18 protein-coding genes are annotated in these 17,868 nt (G+C 60.6%); 5 read left to right on the top strand and 13 right to left on the bottom strand.

What is annotated here, in order from left to right; translation table 11 throughout:
* Positions 1–12 precede the first annotated feature (12 nt).
* Positions 13–1,902, top strand: a complete 1,890-nt coding sequence (locus POR16_RS01975; protein ID WP_005888302.1) for an RNA helicase RhlE2 — start codon at positions 13–15, stop codon at positions 1,900–1,902.
* 148 nt (positions 1,903–2,050) lie between these two features.
* Here the strand turns inward: POR16_RS01975 and POR16_RS01970 are convergent, their stop codons facing one another.
* The 3 genes from POR16_RS01970 to POR16_RS01960 form a co-directional block, all read right to left on the bottom strand.
* The gene (locus tag POR16_RS01970; protein ID WP_005888301.1) at positions 2,051–2,629 is read right to left on the bottom strand and encodes a YceI family protein; all 579 of its coding nucleotides are present in this window, start codon (positions 2,627–2,629) and stop codon (positions 2,051–2,053) included.
* A gap of 27 nt (positions 2,630–2,656) precedes the next feature.
* On the bottom strand, positions 2,657–3,205 hold the full coding sequence (locus POR16_RS01965) for a cytochrome b (RefSeq protein WP_005888300.1): 549 nt from the start codon (positions 3,203–3,205) through the stop codon (positions 2,657–2,659).
* Between the two features lie 355 nt (positions 3,206–3,560).
* Entirely contained in the window at positions 3,561–5,423 is a 1,863-nt protein-coding gene (locus POR16_RS01960; RefSeq protein ID WP_005888299.1) for a flavin monoamine oxidase family protein, read from the bottom strand.
* A 210-nt stretch (positions 5,424–5,633) separates the two neighbouring features.
* Between POR16_RS01960 and POR16_RS01955 the strand changes: the two genes are divergently transcribed.
* On the top strand, positions 5,634–7,040 hold the full coding sequence (locus POR16_RS01955; RefSeq protein WP_005888298.1) for an adenosylmethionine--8-amino-7-oxononanoate transaminase: 1,407 nt from the start codon (positions 5,634–5,636) through the stop codon (positions 7,038–7,040).
* 139 nt (positions 7,041–7,179) lie between these two features.
* Positions 7,180–7,899, top strand: coding sequence for a 16S rRNA (uracil(1498)-N(3))-methyltransferase (locus POR16_RS01950; RefSeq protein ID WP_005888296.1), 720 nt, complete (start codon positions 7,180–7,182; stop codon positions 7,897–7,899).
* Between the two features lie 129 nt (positions 7,900–8,028).
* Here the strand turns inward: POR16_RS01950 and trhA are convergent, their stop codons facing one another.
* Positions 8,029–8,643 (bottom strand): PAQR family membrane homeostasis protein TrhA, encoded by a 615-nt coding sequence (trhA, locus tag POR16_RS01945; RefSeq protein WP_005888294.1) that lies wholly within the window; start codon positions 8,641–8,643, stop codon positions 8,029–8,031.
* Positions 8,644–8,797: 154 nt separating this feature from the next.
* Between trhA and POR16_RS01940 the strand changes: the two genes are divergently transcribed.
* Positions 8,798–9,724 (top strand): LysR family transcriptional regulator, encoded by a 927-nt coding sequence (locus tag POR16_RS01940; protein WP_005888292.1) that lies wholly within the window; start codon positions 8,798–8,800, stop codon positions 9,722–9,724.
* 10 nt (positions 9,725–9,734) lie between these two features.
* Here the strand turns inward: POR16_RS01940 and madM are convergent, their stop codons facing one another.
* The 9 genes from madM to mdcA form a co-directional block, all read right to left on the bottom strand.
* Positions 9,735–10,499: a malonate transporter subunit MadM gene (gene madM / locus POR16_RS01935; protein WP_005888291.1), complete on the bottom strand. Its 765-nt coding sequence runs from the start codon at positions 10,497–10,499 to the stop codon at positions 9,735–9,737.
* A gap of 1 nt (position 10,500) precedes the next feature.
* The gene (madL, locus tag POR16_RS01930; protein WP_005888289.1) at positions 10,501–10,917 is read right to left on the bottom strand and encodes a malonate transporter subunit MadL; all 417 of its coding nucleotides are present in this window, start codon (positions 10,915–10,917) and stop codon (positions 10,501–10,503) included.
* Between the two features lie 69 nt (positions 10,918–10,986).
* Positions 10,987–11,922, bottom strand: coding sequence for a malonate decarboxylase subunit epsilon (gene mdcH, locus POR16_RS01925; protein WP_005888285.1), 936 nt, complete (start codon positions 11,920–11,922; stop codon positions 10,987–10,989).
* Positions 11,919–12,557 carry a malonate decarboxylase holo-ACP synthase gene (locus POR16_RS01920; protein WP_024668603.1) on the bottom strand — a complete coding sequence of 213 codons (639 nt, stop codon included), beginning with the start codon at positions 12,555–12,557 and terminating at the stop codon, positions 11,919–11,921. The genes mdcH and POR16_RS01920 overlap by 4 nt, the downstream gene beginning before the upstream one ends.
* Positions 12,551–13,351 carry a biotin-independent malonate decarboxylase subunit gamma gene (mdcE, locus tag POR16_RS01915; RefSeq protein WP_005888279.1) on the bottom strand — a complete coding sequence of 267 codons (801 nt, stop codon included), beginning with the start codon at positions 13,349–13,351 and terminating at the stop codon, positions 12,551–12,553. The genes POR16_RS01920 and mdcE overlap by 7 nt, the downstream gene beginning before the upstream one ends.
* The gene (locus POR16_RS01910; protein WP_005888277.1) at positions 13,348–14,199 is read right to left on the bottom strand and encodes a biotin-independent malonate decarboxylase subunit beta; all 852 of its coding nucleotides are present in this window, start codon (positions 14,197–14,199) and stop codon (positions 13,348–13,350) included. Before POR16_RS01910 ends, mdcE begins: the two co-directional genes overlap by 4 nt.
* Complete coding sequence (locus POR16_RS01905) at positions 14,192–14,491, bottom strand: malonate decarboxylase subunit delta (RefSeq protein ID WP_005888275.1); 300 nt, start codon at positions 14,489–14,491, stop codon at positions 14,192–14,194. The genes POR16_RS01910 and POR16_RS01905 overlap by 8 nt, the downstream gene beginning before the upstream one ends.
* The gene (locus POR16_RS01900; RefSeq protein WP_005888273.1) at positions 14,492–15,367 is read right to left on the bottom strand and encodes a triphosphoribosyl-dephospho-CoA synthase; all 876 of its coding nucleotides are present in this window, start codon (positions 15,365–15,367) and stop codon (positions 14,492–14,494) included.
* Complete coding sequence (gene mdcA / locus POR16_RS01895; protein WP_005888271.1) at positions 15,367–17,043, bottom strand: malonate decarboxylase subunit alpha; 1,677 nt, start codon at positions 17,041–17,043, stop codon at positions 15,367–15,369. The genes POR16_RS01900 and mdcA overlap by 1 nt, the downstream gene beginning before the upstream one ends.
* Before the next feature lie 265 nt (positions 17,044–17,308).
* Here mdcA and POR16_RS01890 point away from each other — a divergent pair, with 265 nt between their 5' ends.
* Positions 17,309–17,701, top strand: coding sequence for a PAAR domain-containing protein (locus POR16_RS01890; protein WP_005888270.1), 393 nt, complete (start codon positions 17,309–17,311; stop codon positions 17,699–17,701).
* Positions 17,702–17,868: the final 167 nt, after the last annotated feature.

Raw genomic sequence — 17,868 nt, 5'->3', positions numbered from 1 at the left:
ACAGGATTACTCATGTCCTTTGCTTCCCTCGGTCTCTCCGAGGCTTTAGTCCGCGCCATCGAGGCAGCGGGCTATACCCAGCCTACCCCCGTGCAACAGCGGGCAATTCCCGCCGTGTTGCAAGGTCGCGACCTGATGGTTGCGGCGCAGACAGGTACTGGTAAAACCGGTGGTTTCGCCCTCCCTATTCTGGAGCGGCTGTTTCCCAATGGTGTTCCGGACAAATCCCAGCGTCATGGCCCGCGCCAACCGCGCGTACTGGTCCTGACCCCGACTCGCGAACTCGCCGCGCAAGTGCATGAAAGCTTCAAGCTCTATGCACGCGACCTGAAGTTCGTCAGCGCCTGCATCTTCGGCGGCGTAGGCATGAACCCGCAGGTTCAGGCCATGTCCCGCGGTGTGGATGTACTGGTAGCCTGCCCTGGCCGCCTGCTCGACCTCGCCGGTCAAGGCAGCGTTGATCTTTCCCACGTCGAAATCCTGGTGCTTGATGAAGCAGACCGGATGCTCGACATGGGCTTCGTACATGACGTCAAAAAGGTCCTGGCTCGTCTGCCGGCCAAGCGTCAGAACCTGCTGTTCTCGGCGACGTTCTCCAATGACATCACGTCATTGGCAGGCAAGCTGCTGCACAACCCCGAGCGCATCGAAGTAACGCCTCCGAATACCACGGTCGAGCGTATCGAGCAGCGGGTGTTCCGTCTTGCGGCCAACCACAAGCGTTCGTTGCTGGCGCACTTGATCACCGTGGGGGCCTGGGAACAGGTGCTGATCTTCACGCGTACCAAGCACGGCGCCAACCGTCTGGCCGAGTACCTGGACAAGCACGGCCTTGCCGCCGTTGCTATCCACGGCAACAAGAGCCAGAACGCACGCACCAAGGCTCTGGCCGACTTCAAGGCCGGTGATGTGCGCATCATGGTCGCGACCGACATCGCCGCACGCGGCCTGGATATCGATCAGCTGCCACACGTCGTCAACTTCGAATTGCCGAATGTCGACGAAGATTACGTACACCGCATCGGCCGTACCGGTCGTGCAGGTCGCTCGGGCGAAGCCATTTCGCTGGTTGCACCGGACGAAGAAAAGCTGCTCAAAAGCATCGAGCGCATGACCAAGCAGAAAATCCCGGATGGCGACCTGATGGGCTTCGACATCACGGCAGTCGAGGCTGAAAAGCCGGAAGTACGTGAGCGTCCGGATGTTCGCAATTCCCGTGGTGCGCGCCCTGCTCGTGCCGATGGCGACAAGAACAACGGCGGTCGTCGCGACAAGGGCAAGGACAAAGGCAAGGAAAAACCTGCCGCTGCTGCCGCCACTGGCGAACGTCCTGCAAGGCAGCCACGCGAAAAAAAACCTCGTGAGGGCACGCCTCGCAGCGAACAGCGTGCATCGCAACCAGCCACACCGCGCCCGGCGTCGGATCGCGCCCCGGACGAGTTCCGCGATGACGAAGTAGATAACTTCGGTAATCGCGCTGACTACGTGAGCCCTTATCAGGGCAAAGGCCAGAACCGCGGTCGTCGCCCTGCTGCCGCGCCTGGCGCAGCACCGGCAACCGGTGGCGCTGCACGCCCGGCCAATTCGGGCCGCCCTGCGGGTGGCGCACCACGTACCGGTTCCGCTACTGGCGCACCCAAGCGTAACGGCTCGGGTTCTTCGGCACCGCGCTCGCGCGATAGTCAGCCACGCGGTCGTCGCCCGGCACGTGAAGATCAACCCTTGCCACGTGAAGGCCAAGAGCCTGCTGTACGCGCCCCGCGCGACGGTCAGCCTCAGCCGAAGATCGTGCACAAGGAATCAAAGATCGACCGCTTCCCGTCTGCCGAGCAACTGGACCAATTGCCAGCACGCCCACGCGGTGAAAAACCGGCCCTGCTGACCCGCAACCGCGACAGCTGACAGCCACGCAACAAAAAAACGCCCCGACTTGCTCGGGGCGTTTTTGTTTGTGGTGTCGATCATGGCTCCCACGCGCCGCGTCCGATTCTGGGCAGCACCAACAAAAACGCCGACCCAAGGGTCGGCGTTTTGTCGATCAGGCGAACACTTACTTCTTCTGTACGCCTTCGAAGGTGATGTCCAGGTCCAGCGTCTGCGACGTCGGGCCAGGGCCTTTGATGCCGAAGTCGTTCAGGTTCAGCGTCGAAGTACCGTTGAAACCGGCACGGTAGCCGCCCCACGGATCCTTGCCTTCGCCGTTGAAAGTCGCCTTGATCACGATTGGCTTGGTGACGCCGTGCAGGGTCAGGTCGCCAGTCACGTCAGCTGTTTTCTCACCGGTCGATTTGACGCTGGTGGAAACGAACTTGGCTTCCGGGTACTTGGCAACGTCCAGGAAGTCTTTGCTGGAGATGTGCTTGTCGCGCTCGGCGTGGTTGGTGAACAGGCTGGCGGTCTTCAACTCGACATTGATTTTGCTGGCCTCAGGCTTGGCAGCGTCGAAGCTGAACGTGCCGTCCCAGTCCTTGAACGTACCGTGAATGAAGCTGTAGCCCAGGTGGCTGATCTTGAAGTCAACGAATGCGTGTTGACCTTCCTTGTCGATAACGTAGTCGGCAGCCATGGCCTGGCCGGCAGACAACAGTGCAGTACCCAGAGCCAGAGCGGCGAGAGACTTCTTCAACATGCTTTTCTTCCCTTTTTGGTTAAACAATCAATTACGACCCAGCATGCGCTTGAGCGTCACATCGTGATCGATGAAGTGGTGTTTCAGTGCAGCAAGGCCGTGGAGCACCGCGAATATCACGATGACCCAAGCCAGATACAAATGAATCCAGCCCGCGGTTTCTGCCTGGTCAGGAAGACCTGATACCAGCGAAGGCACCTCGAACAGACCGAATACCGGTATTCCCACACCATCAGCTGTGGAGATCAGGTAGCCGGCAAACATCACGGCAAACAGTGCGACGTACAGGAATAGATGGCCGAACGCTGCGCCGAGACGCGTCAACTTACTGTAGCTGGTCAACGGCGGTGGCGGCGGGCTGAGCAAGCGCCAGACCACACGGATCAACATGACCGCAAACAGGGTGATGCCAATGCTTTTGTGCAGATCAGGGCCGGCCTTGCGCCAAGTGTCGTAGTAATCCAGCCCGACCATCCACAGCCCCAGCGCAAACATACCAAACACGACAGCAGCCACACCCCAGTGCAGCACCATGCTGACCAGACCGTAGCGAGAGGATGAATTACGTAGCTGCATTACCAGTACCTGTCAGAAGTATTACCAGACTAGCTTTTTATCTATCGAATGAAAGCGCAAAATTTCGCTTTGACCTATCGAACAATACGATGGATCTGCATGAAGCTTTTGCTTTCGCCATGCTGGTTTATCAATGTCTGGCGAGCCTCTCAGGGTTGCCAGACGGCGTTTGTCGCAGCAGCATCGCGATAATTTGCAGTCAGTAACACTTTGCAATGACCATCGGCCGTTCGATACCGATGAACGGCATAATCACGCCCGGTCTCATCAGCGCACATAAAACGGAACGAATTCGGCACGCGTAAAAAAAGGGACGCGGCGTGAGCCGCGTCCCTTTCAGTCATCTGGCGCCAAGTCAGTTGTTGGCGTCTGCGGGGGCTGTTTCAGCGGATGGCTTGGCGGGAGCAGGCTTGGCCTGAGCCTTCTTCGCAGCCTCTTTTTTTGCTGCCTCCTTCTTGGCGGCTTCTTTTTTGGCGGCGTCCTTCCTGGCTGCTTCCTTTTTCGCAGCATCAGTCTTGGCGGCAGGCTTTTTCGCAGGCTCGGCCTTTACCGGAGGCTGGACTGCCGGTGCGACCACAGGAGCGGGCGCTGCAACCGGCGCTGGCGCTGGAGCGGGCTCCGGGGCTTTCTCTACCGGGGCAGGTACAGGCGCGGGAGCCGGCGCTTCAGAGCCGCCGAACATGCGCGAGAAGAAGCCAGGCTTGTCCGCTTGAGGTTTTACGGGTTCAGACGGCTTGTCGGAAGAACCACCGCCAAACAGGTTACTGAAGAAGTTGCCTTCGGATTTCTGCGAAGCCGGCGCCGGGGCTTTCGGCGGAGCGACCTTGACTGGCTCGAACGATTTGCCAGCGGCCAGATCCTGCACCTGACTGGCCGCACGCTGACCACTGCGCAAAGCGCCTTCCAGCGTGCCAGGGTACAAGGTGTCCGTGTGTTCGCCGGCGAAGGCTACACGCAGTATCGGCCTTTCCCACAAGCGCCAGTATTTACTGATCTGACCGGGACCGAACGCCAGGTAGGAGCCTCCCGTCGAGGGGTCAACGCTGTAACGACGAATTTCATAGCCGGTGTAGGCGCCGCGGGCTTCAGGGTAGAACGCATGCAGCCGGATCAAAACCTGATCGACCATCTGCTTGTCGCCGAATGATTGCATGATGCGGGCATTGTCGCCGGAGAGGTTGATCACCACATTGGCGCCACCCTTGAGTGCAGGCTCGACCCACAGCATGCCCAGGCCGGTGTTGCTGAACACTTCACCCGACATGCGCGCCTTGCTGTCCCAGACCGGGGTCTTGAACTTGAGCATGATCTGGTCGCGCCAGCCGTAGTTGGTGCTCTTGATCGCGCCCATGTGCTGGGCGTCCAGCGCTGGCGTCATCTGAATCTTGCTCAGCGAACGCAGCGGTACGGCCATGACCACGTAGTCCGCAGTGTAGCTGGTGGCGCCAGCCTTTACGGTGACCTTGTCCTTCTCCTGAATGACTGACGTCACAGGCGAGTTGGTCTTGACGGTCTTTAGCTGCTTGACGAAAGCCTGGGTCAATACCGCACTGCCACCGGGCAAGCGCGCAGCGCGCAAGTCACGCTCATCGACAGCACGATAAACCCGTGATTGCTGGGCGAGGTACAGCAGCGACAGCCGCGAAGGCTCGTCATAGCGGGTACGGATCTGCTGATTGATCAACTGACGGGCCGTGGCAGGCAGGCTCAGACGGTCCAGCCAGTTGGCGACGTTGATCTGATCCAGGGCATACAGCGTACTGTTGGACGCCGGGTTCTCCGGGTCGTCAACCGAGCGCGCCAGATTGTCCAGCGTGTCGTTGTAGCGCTTGATGGCTTCGGCGGTTGCAGGCTGTTTGACGGCCAGGTCGGCTTGAGTGAAGTACACACCGTCAATCAGGTAGCTGGGCGTACGCACAAATTCAGGGGCTGGCACGGTAGGTAGCTTGAAGCTGTCCAGGTAGTGGTTCAGCACCGGCTGGGCCTTGGTATTGCCGATCCATTCACTGGTTGCCAGACCGGAGCGACCGCCCAGCACAGGTTTGGCTTCAAGCAGCGTCACTTGCCAGCCCTTGGCCTGCAGCTCATAGGCAGCAGTCAGGCCTGCCAGACCACCGCCGACGACGATCGCGGTGCGTTGTTTTTCATCGGCGAGCGTCGAAACGCTGACCAGCCCTGCAACTATCAGCGCACATGCGCGCAGCCACCCAGAAAGCATTCGGCGAACTCCGAAAAAACGTAGGAAAGATTGGGCAAGTCACCCCGAAAGATCGACTCGCTGCGCAGGATACGCGAGCCATCAAATAGCTGCCAGCAATGTCAATCGGGCTTTAAAACTGCATCAAAGGTTGTTCCATGGGCGGGCATTGCATAGGCTTGCGCGATTGTTCGTCCTCGCATCAGGCGAGTCGCTACCCGGAGATTGAAAATGGGCCTCAATGACCAGTGGATGCAACGTGACCTCAAGGTCCTGTGGCACCCCTGCACCCAGATGAAAGACCACGAAAATCTGCCGCTGATACCGATCAAGCGTGGTGAAGGCGTATGGCTCGAAGACTTTGAAGGCAAGCGCTACCTGGATGCTGTCAGCTCTTGGTGGGTGAACGTGTTCGGGCATGCCAACCCGCGCATCAACCAGCGCATCAAGGATCAGGTCGACCAGCTGGAGCACGTGATTCTGGCCGGTTTTAGCCATCAGCCGGTAATCGAGTTGTCCGAGCGGCTGGTCAAGCTCACCCCCGAAGGTCTTACGCGTTGCTTCTACGCCGACAACGGTTCTTCGTGCATAGAAGTTGCGCTGAAGATGAGCTTTCACTACTGGCTCAATCGCGGCCAGCCAGAGAAGAAACGCTTCGTCACCCTGACCAACAGCTACCACGGTGAAACCATGGCGGCGATGTCGGTCGGCGATGTGCCGCTGTTTACCGAAACCTACAAGGCGCTGCTGCTGGACACCATCAAGGTGCCAAGCCCTGACTGCTATCACCGCCCTGAAGGCATGGGCTGGGAAGAGCATTCGCGGAATATGTTTGCCGCGATGGAACAGACCCTCGCCGAGCACCACGCCAGTGTCGCGGCAGTGATCGTCGAGCCCCTGATTCAGGGAGCCGGCGGCATGCGCATGTATCATCCGGTGTATCTCAAGCTGCTGCGCGAAGCCTGCGACCGCTATGGCGTGCACCTGATCCACGATGAAATTGCCGTTGGTTTTGGCCGTACCGGCACCATGTTCGCCTGTGAGCAGGCCGGCATTCGCCCGGATTTCCTGTGTCTGTCCAAGGCGCTGACCGGCGGCTATCTGCCGCTGGCGGCCTGCGTGACCACAGACGACGTGTACGACGCGTTCTATGACGACTACCCGACCCTGCGCGCGTTTCTGCACTCGCATAGCTATACCGGCAACCCGCTGGCCTGCGCTGCTGCGCTGGCGACCCTGGATATCTTCGAGCAGGACAACGTCATCGAGAACAACAAGGCGCTGGCGCAGCGTATGGCGACGGCAACGGCGCACCTGGTGGATCATCCGCATGTCGCGGAAGTGCGTCAGACCGGCATGGCCATTGCGATCGAGATGGTTCAGGACAAGGCCACCAAAACTGCTTACCCGTGGCAGGAGCGGCGTGGCATGAAGGTATTCCAGCATGCACTGGAGCGTGGCGCGTTGCTGCGTCCGCTGGGCAGCGTGGTGTATTTCCTGCCGCCTTATGTGATTACCCCGGAGCAGATCGACTTTCTCGCTGAAGTGGCCAGCGAAGGCATTGATATCGCGACGCGCAGCAGCATCAGTGTTGCAGTGCGCGAGAATTTCCATCCGGATTTCAGGGATCCGGGTTAGGGCCGGAATTTTCGGCGCAATGGCTGGCGCCTTCGCGGACAAGTCCGCTCCCACAGTGTTTAGTCGACGGTTCGCTCGTGGGAGCGGACTTGTCTGCGAAGCCATCATCACAAAATAAACATCAGAACCGAGACACACCATGAGACTGTCCCGCTTTTTCACTGAAACGCCGCTGAGCCTGGGCGAGCACGAGCTGCCCGAGGCTCAGGTGCATTACATCAGCCGTGTGCTGCGCATGACCGAGGGCGATGCGCTGCAACTGTTCGACGGCTCGGGCCTGGAGTTTCGCGGCACGCTGCTGGAAGTCGGCAAAAAGCGTGTGCGCGTGCAAATGACCGAGCGCTTCGCCGGGCAGGTTGAGTCAGGCTTGCGCATTCATCTGGGCCAAGGCTTGTCGCGTGGCGAGCGCATGGACTGGGCGATTCAGAAGGCGACCGAGCTGGGCGTCAGCGAGATCACCCCGATTGTCAGCGAACGCTGCGAAGTGCGCCTCAAGGACGAACGCGCCGAGAAGCGTCAGGCGCACTGGCAGCAGATCGCGATCAGTGCCTGCGAGCAGTGCGGTCGCTCGGTAGTGCCGGTGATCCATCCGCCCATGCCGTTGGCCGACTGGATCAAGCTGACCGAAGCCGACCTGAAGCTGGTGCTGCACCCGGTGGCCGAACCGCTGACCAGCCATGACAAGCCAGCCAGCCTGGCTTTCCTGATCGGCCCGGAAGGCGGACTGAACGATGCAGAAATTGATCAGGCGCAAGACGCAGGCTTCCACGCCGCCCGCCTTGGCCCACGCGTCCTGCGCACAGAAACCGCCCCGGTGGTTGCCTTAAGCGTGGCGCAGCAATTGTGGGGCGATTTCTGACTGTTTATCGCGCCAATGCTCCGCATTGAAGGCTCAAGAGCGGACGCGAAGCGTCCACGAGGGCGTTACCACGCTGGAGCGTGGTAACGATAATCGAACCCAACGAGAACCTGGCTTCAGCGCCCACCTTCACAACACATAAAAACAGATAGCCACAAAATGCATCAGGCTGCCGCCGATCACGAACAGGTGCCAGATGCCGTGAAAGTGGCGGATCTGGTCGTAGGCGAAGAACAGGATGCCGACGGTGTACAGCACGCCGCCGCCAGCCAGCCAGATGAAGCCCGCCGTGCCGAGCGCAGCCAGTAGCGGCTTGACCGCCACCAGCACGATCCAGCCCATCACGGCGTAGATCACGATGGACATGATTCGCGCTTCGGAGCGGGGTTTTATCTCCTGCAAAATACCGATCAGCGCCAGTCCCCAGACGATGCCGAACAGCGTCCAGCCCCACGCGCCGCGCAGCGTGACGAGGCAGAATGGCGTGTAACTGCCAGCGATCATGAGGTAGATCGAAAAGTGATCGACCTTTTGCATGATCGACTTCGTGCGCCCCTGAACGCTGTGGTAGACGGTTGAAACGCTGTACAGCGTTATCAGGCAGACACCGTAGATCGCCATGCTGACCACTTTCCAGACATCACCCTGCAGGCTTGCCATGACCAGCAGCCAGATCGCGCCGACGGTCGCCAACACTGCGCCCACCAGGTGGGACCACGCGTTGAATTTTTCTCCGTAGTACATCCGCTCTATACCCTCTTATGGCGAAAACACTGGTTACAGAGGCTCCGGCTTATTGAAACAAACCGCAACACCTATGTCTGTGAGGGATATTTTAAGCAGCTATCGGGGCATGAGTTGGGCACAATCAGCGCACACCAACAACAAGCGCCACGACATGCAGATCGATGACGAACTCACGCTGAAGAAACTGGAAATATTCCTGGCGTTCATGCGCACAGGCAATCTGGCCCGTGCTGCAGAAGCGCTGCAGACCAGCAATGTCAGCGTTCACCGGGCGATCCATTCTCTGGAGAGCGCCCTGCGCTGCCCTCTGTTCAAGCACGAAGGGCGTAATTTGACACCGCTGGAAAGTGCTTATGTGCTGGAAGAGCGCGCGCAAAAGCTGGTGCAGGATGTGCTCGCCACGGTCGAGCTGACGCGCCAGGCCGCGGGTTTCTCGGCGGCACGTTTTCGCCTTGGGGCGCTGTACTCGCTGACGGTCAAGACCGTGCCGCAATTGATCATGGGCCTGAAGATACGTCGCAGCGAGCTGAATATCGACCTGATTCTAGGCTCGAACATCGACCTGCTCTACAAGCTCAAGAACATGGAAGTCGATGCGATGCTGGTGTCGCTGGACGAAAGCACCAACGACCCGGATTGCGAACACCTGGCGCTGTTTTCAGATGACATCTTCCTCGCCGTACCGACCGATTCACCGTTCGCGGCACACGACGAAGTGGACTTGAGCGACTTGCGCGAAGCGACGTTCATCACCCTTACCCAAGGCTTCGCAACCCATCGCGACGGAGTACGGGTATTCCGGCAAGCCGGGTTCGAGCCCAAGGTGGCGATGCAGGTAAATGATATTTTCACTCTGTTGAGCATGGTCAGTTCCGGCGTCGGCTATGCCCTGCTGCCGGGACGCATCGCCGCAGTCTATGAAAACCGCGTGCGGCTGATTCCGCTGCAGAGCCGTTACCGGATGCAGCAGCACATCGGCATGGTCTTTCTCAAGTCAAAGGAACGCGACCCTAACCTGCTGGCGCTATTGGCTGAATGCCGCATGTACGCCAATCGCCTGCTGGACCAAGCTACCTGATCGACAGGCACTAACCGACGATGCCGCGCACAATGAAATACAACACCGAAGGCCCTAGCAGGCAGCCAAGCCCGGTGTGGAAGGTGGCAGTCAGCGCGCCATAAGGCACCAGGCGCCGATCCGTTGCGGCCAGCCCGGCGGTCACGCCGCTGACCGTACCCGCCAACCCACCGAAGACCATTGCCGAGCGCGGGTTGTCCAGGCCCATCCAGCGCGCAGCCATCGGCGTACCCACCATCACCAGAATCGCCTTGATCAGGCCCGTGGCGATCGACAGCGCCATGACGTCCGAGGTTGCTCCCAAGGCAGCACCGGTAACCGGACCGACGATATAGGTCACCGCACCCGCGCCAATGGTCGTCATGCTGATTGCATCACGATAGCCAAACATCCAGGCAATACTGGCACCCACGATAAACGGCAGAATGGTGCCCAGCAGCAAGGCAATCACACCGATCAGCCCTGCCTTGCGTGCTTCGGTGGCCTGCACTTCAAAGGCCGTCGCCACGATAGCGAAGTCGCGCAGCATCGCACCGCCCATCAGGCCGATGCCGGAAAACAGCGTGATATCGGCAAGACCTTTCTGGCCGCCGGTCATGGTGCCGCCGACCCAGGCCAGAATCAGACCGATGACGATAGCAATCGCAGAGCCGTGAACCCTGCCGAAGGTCAGGCGCTTTGAAAGCACTACCGAGACCCACATGATGATGCCGACAAAGGCAAACGCCGTGATCAGGCCGTTGTGCTCCAGTCCCTTTTCGATGAGAGCCCACATATCAGCGACCTCCAGCCGGAGCGATATCGGGGGTCAACAGCGGCTCTTCATCAGGCAACGGGCCGCCTCGATTGGTGCGACTGATGAGTGCGATAGTGCAGGCACACAGCACCACTGAACCTACTGCAGCCAGCACGGCAATAGGGCCGCCCTTCAATGCAGTCACGACGTTCTGTTGCGCAGCCATCGCGACCACCACCGGGATGTACAGCGCGCCCCAGAAGCCGACGCCCATTTCACAGTCTTTGGTCATGCCGCCGTGTTTCTGCATCCACAGGCGTGCGCAGATCAACAGGATCATGGCGATCCCGACCCCGCCCACATTGGATTTGACGCCCAGCAGAACGCCGAGCATGTCACCGAGAATCACGCCCGCAAGCGTGCAGATAGCCAGTAGTGCAACACCGTAGATAATCATTGTTGTTATTCCTCTGTTTGCATTGCTGAAGTTGTTGTTTTTGTCCTTCGTAGCAGCTGCACGGCGGCTCTATCGGGTGCGGCAACCTTCCTCTCGCGACAGCGCGACCAGGCTGTCCAGACGCGCAGCCTGAAAAGCCAGCGCCGTTCCTTGCTGGAAGACCTTGCGCGCCAGGCCGGTCAACACCGCACCGGGCGGTAGCTCGATGTGCAGGCGCACACCGCGTTCGTAGGCGGTTTCCACCGTGCTGCGCCAGTCGATGACCCTGCACATATTGAAGGCCAGGTCATCACGCATCTTTTCGACATTCAGTAGCGGACGCGCCGTACTGCCGCTGAGGTAGCGCACCTTGGGTGTTTTAAGCTCGATGCCTGAAAAAGCCTCGGCCAGCTTTTGTGCGGGTGCTTCAAGCAAGGCGCAATGAGAGGGCACGCTGACGGCCAGACGCTTTACGGCTGCGGCGCCTGCAGCCTTGGCCTGTCGACCGACCTGTTGCATCGCCTCGGTGCTGCCTGCGATGACCATCTGGTTGTCGGCATTGATATTGGCAAGAAACACGGGCGTTTTCGCGCTGTGTACCTGGCCGATCATCGCTTCGACCTGGGCCTGATCCAGCCCGATGACAGCGGTCATGCCGTAGCCTTCGGGGTAAGCGCTCTTCATCAGCTCGCCGCGCAGCGCTACCAGCCGCATGGCATCGTCGAAGGCCAGCGCGCCGCAGATGACGGCTGCCGGATAGGCGCCGATCGAGAGCCCTGCGACGTAATCCGGCACGCACTCGCGGGCCTGCAACAAGCGCGCGCAGGCAACACCGGCGATCAACAGACACAGCTGAACGGCGCGGGTCGATTGCAACGCCTCGGGGGTGTCCAGCGCCATGACATCCTCACCCAGCGCATCGGCGGCCTCTTGCAGGCAATCGCGAATAATCGGGTCGTCAGGCAACTGATGCAGCATGCCCGCCTGCTGCGCACCCTGGCCGGGGAACACCCACAGGCTGCTCATGCGCACGCCTCGACCAGGTACCACGGATCGGTCACAAGTCGAGCTCCGCTGGAGGTCTTGAGCAGCACCCGCCCTGCTGGCCGCGCCCATTCCTGTAGCGCGATTGCACCGTGATCGAGCTGTAACTGGACATCGACCCGGCAGGCCGATGTCTCCAACGCCTCGACCAGCTCGGCGGCGCAACGCCGACTGAACGGCTCGGGGGTGCGCAGAATCAGGTCCAGGTCGCTGTCCTGATTCAGCGCTGCGAAACCGCTGGCCAGTTCGAATCCGGCACTGCCGCCGATGCCCCAGACCAGCTCCAGTGCTTCCATCACCGGACGGATCTGGCGCAGGGCGCACAAGGCCGGGCAGTCCTGACCAGATCCGGTCGGACAAGCGATAAGTTGCTCGGGGCTTACCCGGTGAGAAATCTGCGAGAGCAGCATGCTCGCGGCATAACGCTGTTCCCGCCCACTGCCACGCAACCCTACCGCCACCTGACCGGCTGGCATCGTCTGACGCCGCACCACAACCGGCTGCCCGGCGATCAAGGCCTCGACCGCCCACTTTGGCGCGTCGTCCGGCAAGGCGGACAGCGGCATACCCCACAGCAAATCATGGGGCAGCACTGCGCCAGTAAGATCACTCACCATTGCGCTCGCATCAGCTGGCGCACTTTTGCCGACGCCGCTCGGTTGCTTGCGCCCAGGCGACTGCTCAGGTCGACGCCAGTGGCCTGCGTGTCCTTAATGGCACGACTCAGCACATCGCGCACCTGGGTCAAGTCATCTGCAGCGGGTTGTTCGATCTGACTGACCTGCAGGGTTTCCCACAGCAGACCGAGGCTGGCGTAGCTGTCGATGTCGTAGGCCATCGGCGGGATGCTGGCAGCGAGCTTTTCCAGGTCTTCGACACTGCGCAGGGTCACGCGGGCGGCCGAGGCTTTGCCCATCGCGTGCACCATGACGCCAGGGTCGCGCAGCGCGATCAACCGATTGGCCTGGTAGCCGTGGGCCAGAAACGCGCCGGACATCGCTTTGCCCACCAACAGGCCAACCACCGGATGCCCGGCCAACCGTGCCCGCGCATAGCTATCCACTGCCCCGGCCAGCGCCTGGTGAATGCCTAGCGCCTCTTCGCGACGGCCATAGGCCTGGCTCGGTACGTCGACAATGGCGATCAGGGCGCGCTTCTCGGCACGCTCGCGATCCTGTTCGATGGCATCGTCCACCGCCTTGGCCAGCCCCCAGCCTTCCAGCAAACCCACCTCGCCCTGACGCGCACGAGGGAAGCGGTTTTCGGTATCGACAATCACCGCCAGAAAGCGCACCGGCTGCTCGCCCAGCCTGCCATCGGCTACCTTGAGCGAAGCAGGCAGACCCGCAACGGCGGCGCCCCCTGAGCTCAATGCGTTGAACCAGTTCAAACCCCGTTGTGAATGACTCATGAGCGGGCTCCTTGGTAAAGGGTGCGCACACGTTGTGGATCGATTTGCGCTTCGGTATCGAGGCTGGCCAGACGGTTTAAAAACAGCTCGTACTGGCTGCTGCGATGCGTTTCGGGCACGCCTTGCCTGAGCCAGTCGCTGACCTGCTGACGAATAGCGGCCACGTCATCGCTGGCAAAGCCATCGACCAGATCACTGGCGAAACGCTGTTCACCACCAGTCAGGCTCCAGATGAACGGTCGGTCACGGGAGTCGTATTCTTCGATGCCGGCTTCCTGCTCGATCACCTGCGGGCCGTTCAGCCCGAGGCGCGCTTCCTGGGTCACCAGCAGATAACTGCAAAGCCCTGCAGCAATGGACATTCCGCCAAAACAACCAACGCTGCCCGCTACTACGCCGATCACCGGTTGGTACTGACGCAGGTCGACCATCGCGGCATGAATTTCGGCAATCGCCGCCAGGCCCAGATTGGCTTCCTGTAAGCGCACACCGCCGGTTTCCAGCAATACAATCGCGGCGGTGGGAATACCGTTGCGATTGTCTTCGGCAGCCAGTTCCAGTGCGCCGGCCATTTTTGCGCCGCCGACCTCACCCATGCTGCCGCCCTGAAAAGAGCCTTCGATGGCAGCGATGACCACCGGCAAACCATCGACAGTGCCTTTGGCGACCACCACGCCGTCATCGGCCTGAGGCACCACGCCTTGCATGGCCAGCCAGGGCGACATGACGCGGTCGAACGGGCCGAGCAATTCCCGAAAGCTGCCCGTGTCCAGCAAAGCGCGGGCGCGTTGACGGGCGCCGAGTTCGATGAAGCTGCGCTGGCTCAGCAAACGTGCGTTATCAGTCATGGCCGATCTCCTCGAAACCTTGCTCCAGACGCAAGCGCACCACGCCGGGGGTTGCACCGAAGTCATGGATATCGATGCTCAGCGCGGGCGGGGTCTGGCCCTCGAACATGCGCTCGAACAGGTGTTTCCAGCGCAGCGAGGCGCCGTTCACCGAGGTCACCACCTGAATAGACAGTTTGCCCGGCTGTCCTGGTTCCAGCAGCACTTCCAGGTCACCGGAACCCACCACGCCCACCATCGCCCGGCCTTTGGGCGGCTGTCCGGCGGGGAATTCAAAAGACAGGGTTTCCATTCAGGCACTCCTCGAAACAGGGCCGAGCGCAGGCTCCAGGCCGTCGATAAACAGGCAGGCGGCGAGCAGATCAGCAGCTCCGCCAGGCGAAGCGTTAAGTGCCAGCAATTGCTGATCCAGTTCGTTCAGCGCTCGGCGACCGGCCAGGCTGGCACTGCCACCGGCATCAAGCACACGCTGCGCGCCCTGTTGCATGACGCTCAGCCCTTCGATACCCGAACGATGCAGCACGCAGGTGTCAGCCAAGCGGGTCATGATCGCCAGCAATGCATCAAGCCGGGCGTTCTGCTCGCCACTGCCTGCCGCGCGACTGCGCTGCAACTGCGGCAGCGCGAACAGCGTCACGGCAGGAAAGCCCTGCTGCGCCTGCTCCTTGGCCCCCATGACCTTGTAGCGACGAACCACTTCACTGCCGTGGCTATTTTGCGTGAGCACCTGGCGGTCCTTGATCATTGCCAGCCTGGCTGCGCGCTGACAGACTGCGTCAGATCCACAGTCATGCGGCTCCAGCGCCACCGCCGTGACCAGCAGCCCCAATGCCCAGATTGCGCCACGATGGGTATTTACCCCGCCCGTGGTGCGCAACATGGAGCCCTCGCCCTCACGTCCCAGACGGCCAAGCGCCTCGCGCAACGGCTGGCCCACTGTCTTGAATTGCGCGGCAGCATCGGCCATCAGCTTGAACGTCGGCCATAACGAGAGCGCCGAAGCATGCATAAGCCCCAAGTGCAGGTCGGTGTGCGCGCCACTGCCACGACGGTCGACCAACGCGGGTTTCGGCGAAAGGTCGGCTTCGGCGATCAGGGCGTCGACTGCCAGATCAGCCAGTCGCTCGGCCAGTGAGGCAGGTTGCGGTTTCAGTTGAAGTGCGCTCATTACCAGCTCCTGAATTTGGCAGGCGGGTTGTAGAGGCCACCGGACCACTCGACCAGATCGGCGATGCTTTTGGCCGCCAGCAGTTCGCGACTGGCATCGGTGCGGCGGATGCCGAGGTCTTCGGGCAGCGCGATCAAGCCTTCGCGACGCATGCGGGCAGTGTCTTTCGGGTTGTGGCGCAAACCGATCACGGTCACGCCCGCCACCGCTGCAATCATCGCCTGACGCTCTTCCAGGCTGCGCGCCTTGTACAGATAGGCGATGCCTTCTTCGGTCAGTAAATGAGTGACGTCGTCGCCGTAGATCATGATTGGCGCCAGCGGCATGCCGCTTTTCTTCGCCACCTCAACGGCATCGAGCGTTTCGACGAAGGTCGGTTTGCCGCCCTCCTGAAAGGTCTCGACCATCTGTACCACCAGCTTCTTGCCACGTTCCAGATAGGCAGCCGGGCCGTCTTCGGTCTGCTGACGCATGTCCAGCCAGGCCGGGGTGGCATGCCGTCGGCCACGCGGGTCATGGCCCATGTTCGGCGCGCCGCCGAAACCTGCCAGACGCCCACGAGTGACAGTCGAGGAATGCCCGTCACCGTCGACCTGCAGAGTCGCACCGATGAACAAATCAACGGCGTACTGACCAGCCAGCTGACAGAGCTGCCGGTTGGAACGCAGTGAGCCGTCGCGCCCGGTAAAGAACACGTCAGGGCGGGCGGCAATATAGTTTTCCATGCCCAGTTCGGTGCCGAAGCAATGCACGCTCTCGACCCAGCCGCTCTCGATGGCCGGGATCAGGGTCGGGTGCGGGTTGAGCGTCCAATTGCGGCAGATCTTGCCTTTGAGCCCCAGCGACTCGCCATAGGTCGGCAGAATCAGTTCGATGGCGGCGGTGTTGAAACCGATGCCGTGGTTCAGCGATTGGACGTTGTGTTTCTCGTAGATGCCGCGAATCGCCATCATCGCCATCAGCACGTGTACTGGCTTGATGTGACGCGGGTCGCGGGTGAACAGCGGCTCGATGTAGAAAGGCTTGTCGGCCACCACCACAAAATCGACCCAAGAGGCCGGAATGTCGACCCGAGGCAGCTCACTGACGTCATCGACCAACTGATTGACCTGAACGATGACAATGCCGTCGCTAAAGGCAGCGGGCTCGATCAGTGCGGGGGTGTCTTCGGTGCTGGGCCCGGTATAGATGTTGCCTGCACGGTCGGCCATGAAACCTGCGGCCAGTACGACGTTGGGGATAAGGTCCACCACCAGCCGTGAATAAAGCTCGATGTAGGTGTGAATCGCGCCGATTTCCAGCAAGCCGTCTTCCAGCAACTGGCTGATACGCAGGCTTTGTGTGCCGGCAAACGAGAAATCCAGTTTACGAGCGATGCCTTGCTCGAACAGGTCCAGATGTTCTGCACGGCCAACGCTCGGCATGATCATGTGCAGGTCATGCACCTTGCCTGGGTCAACTTTGGCCAGTGCGCGGGAGAGAAAATCCGCCTGTTTTTGGTTATTGCCCTCAAGTACCACCCGATCACCGGAAACCAGCAACGCCTCCAGCGCCTCGACGATCTTGTCGGTCGGCAACACCACGCCATCGGCCAATGCCCGCACCTGCTCGAGACGCCTTTTTTTCTCGGTGCGACGACGTGTCCAGCGCGCGTCGGGGGAAGTTGTTGTTGTCATGATCGCTCCACGATTGTGCTGTCGTGGGCCACCTTAGGAGCGATGGATGCCTTGCATCAATCAAGCAGCGAGCCCGATCGTTACGGCTGGAGTAACGATGAGCGAAATAATCAGTTTTAGGCACACTTTATATGTGCCTCTGCAACATCTCTGAAACGCGCTGCTGATGTTTACGTGGGATTTGTCTTTAACTGGCTTTGGTCGATGCCGAGGCGCTGATTTGCACCTAGCCTCAGGCCTTCCGGAACCTACAGGAAGTACTGCCATGTCATTCATAGTCAGGGAAGGCGATTCCACTACCAGCGGCGGCTTTGTGCTGAGCGCATCGGCGCAAGAGGTGATCGACGAGCGCCGCGTAGCGCGCATGGGGGACCCGGTCTGGTGCCCTGCATGCACGAGTATCGGCTTCATCGCCCAGGGCAACCCGACTTACGTCGACGACCTGGTGGCAGTGGCCACTCAAGGCCACCATGTACGCTGCGGCTGCGAACCCGGCAGCAATACACTGACGGCCTCGCAGGAGAGATTCCAGGCTGATATGGACGCAACCATCAGCATCCCCGAAGAACTGGCATCGAAAGCACGCCTGAATGGCGAACACCTGGCGCGCTCATTGAGAGACGGCAGCTACACGCCAGAGGTGCTGAGGCCACGATGACTCTCATGCCAATGCCCGTATGCCATTTGGACGCTCTGCGCCCACTCTCGAGCAGGCTGCGCGGCGCAGATCTGTGACGCGGAGCGTCACCCAAGGCATTACCACGCTGGAGCGTGAGGAACGATAGACGCATATGTTGGGAGGTGAGGCACGATAGGCGTCCGGAA

The organism is Pseudomonas coronafaciens pv. oryzae str. 1_6, from assembly GCF_000156995.2.
Classification (GTDB): domain Bacteria; phylum Pseudomonadota; class Gammaproteobacteria; order Pseudomonadales; family Pseudomonadaceae; genus Aquipseudomonas; species Aquipseudomonas tremae.
The sequence above is the reverse complement of the archived record's forward strand: the minus strand, read 5'-3'. Positions and strand labels throughout refer to the sequence as shown.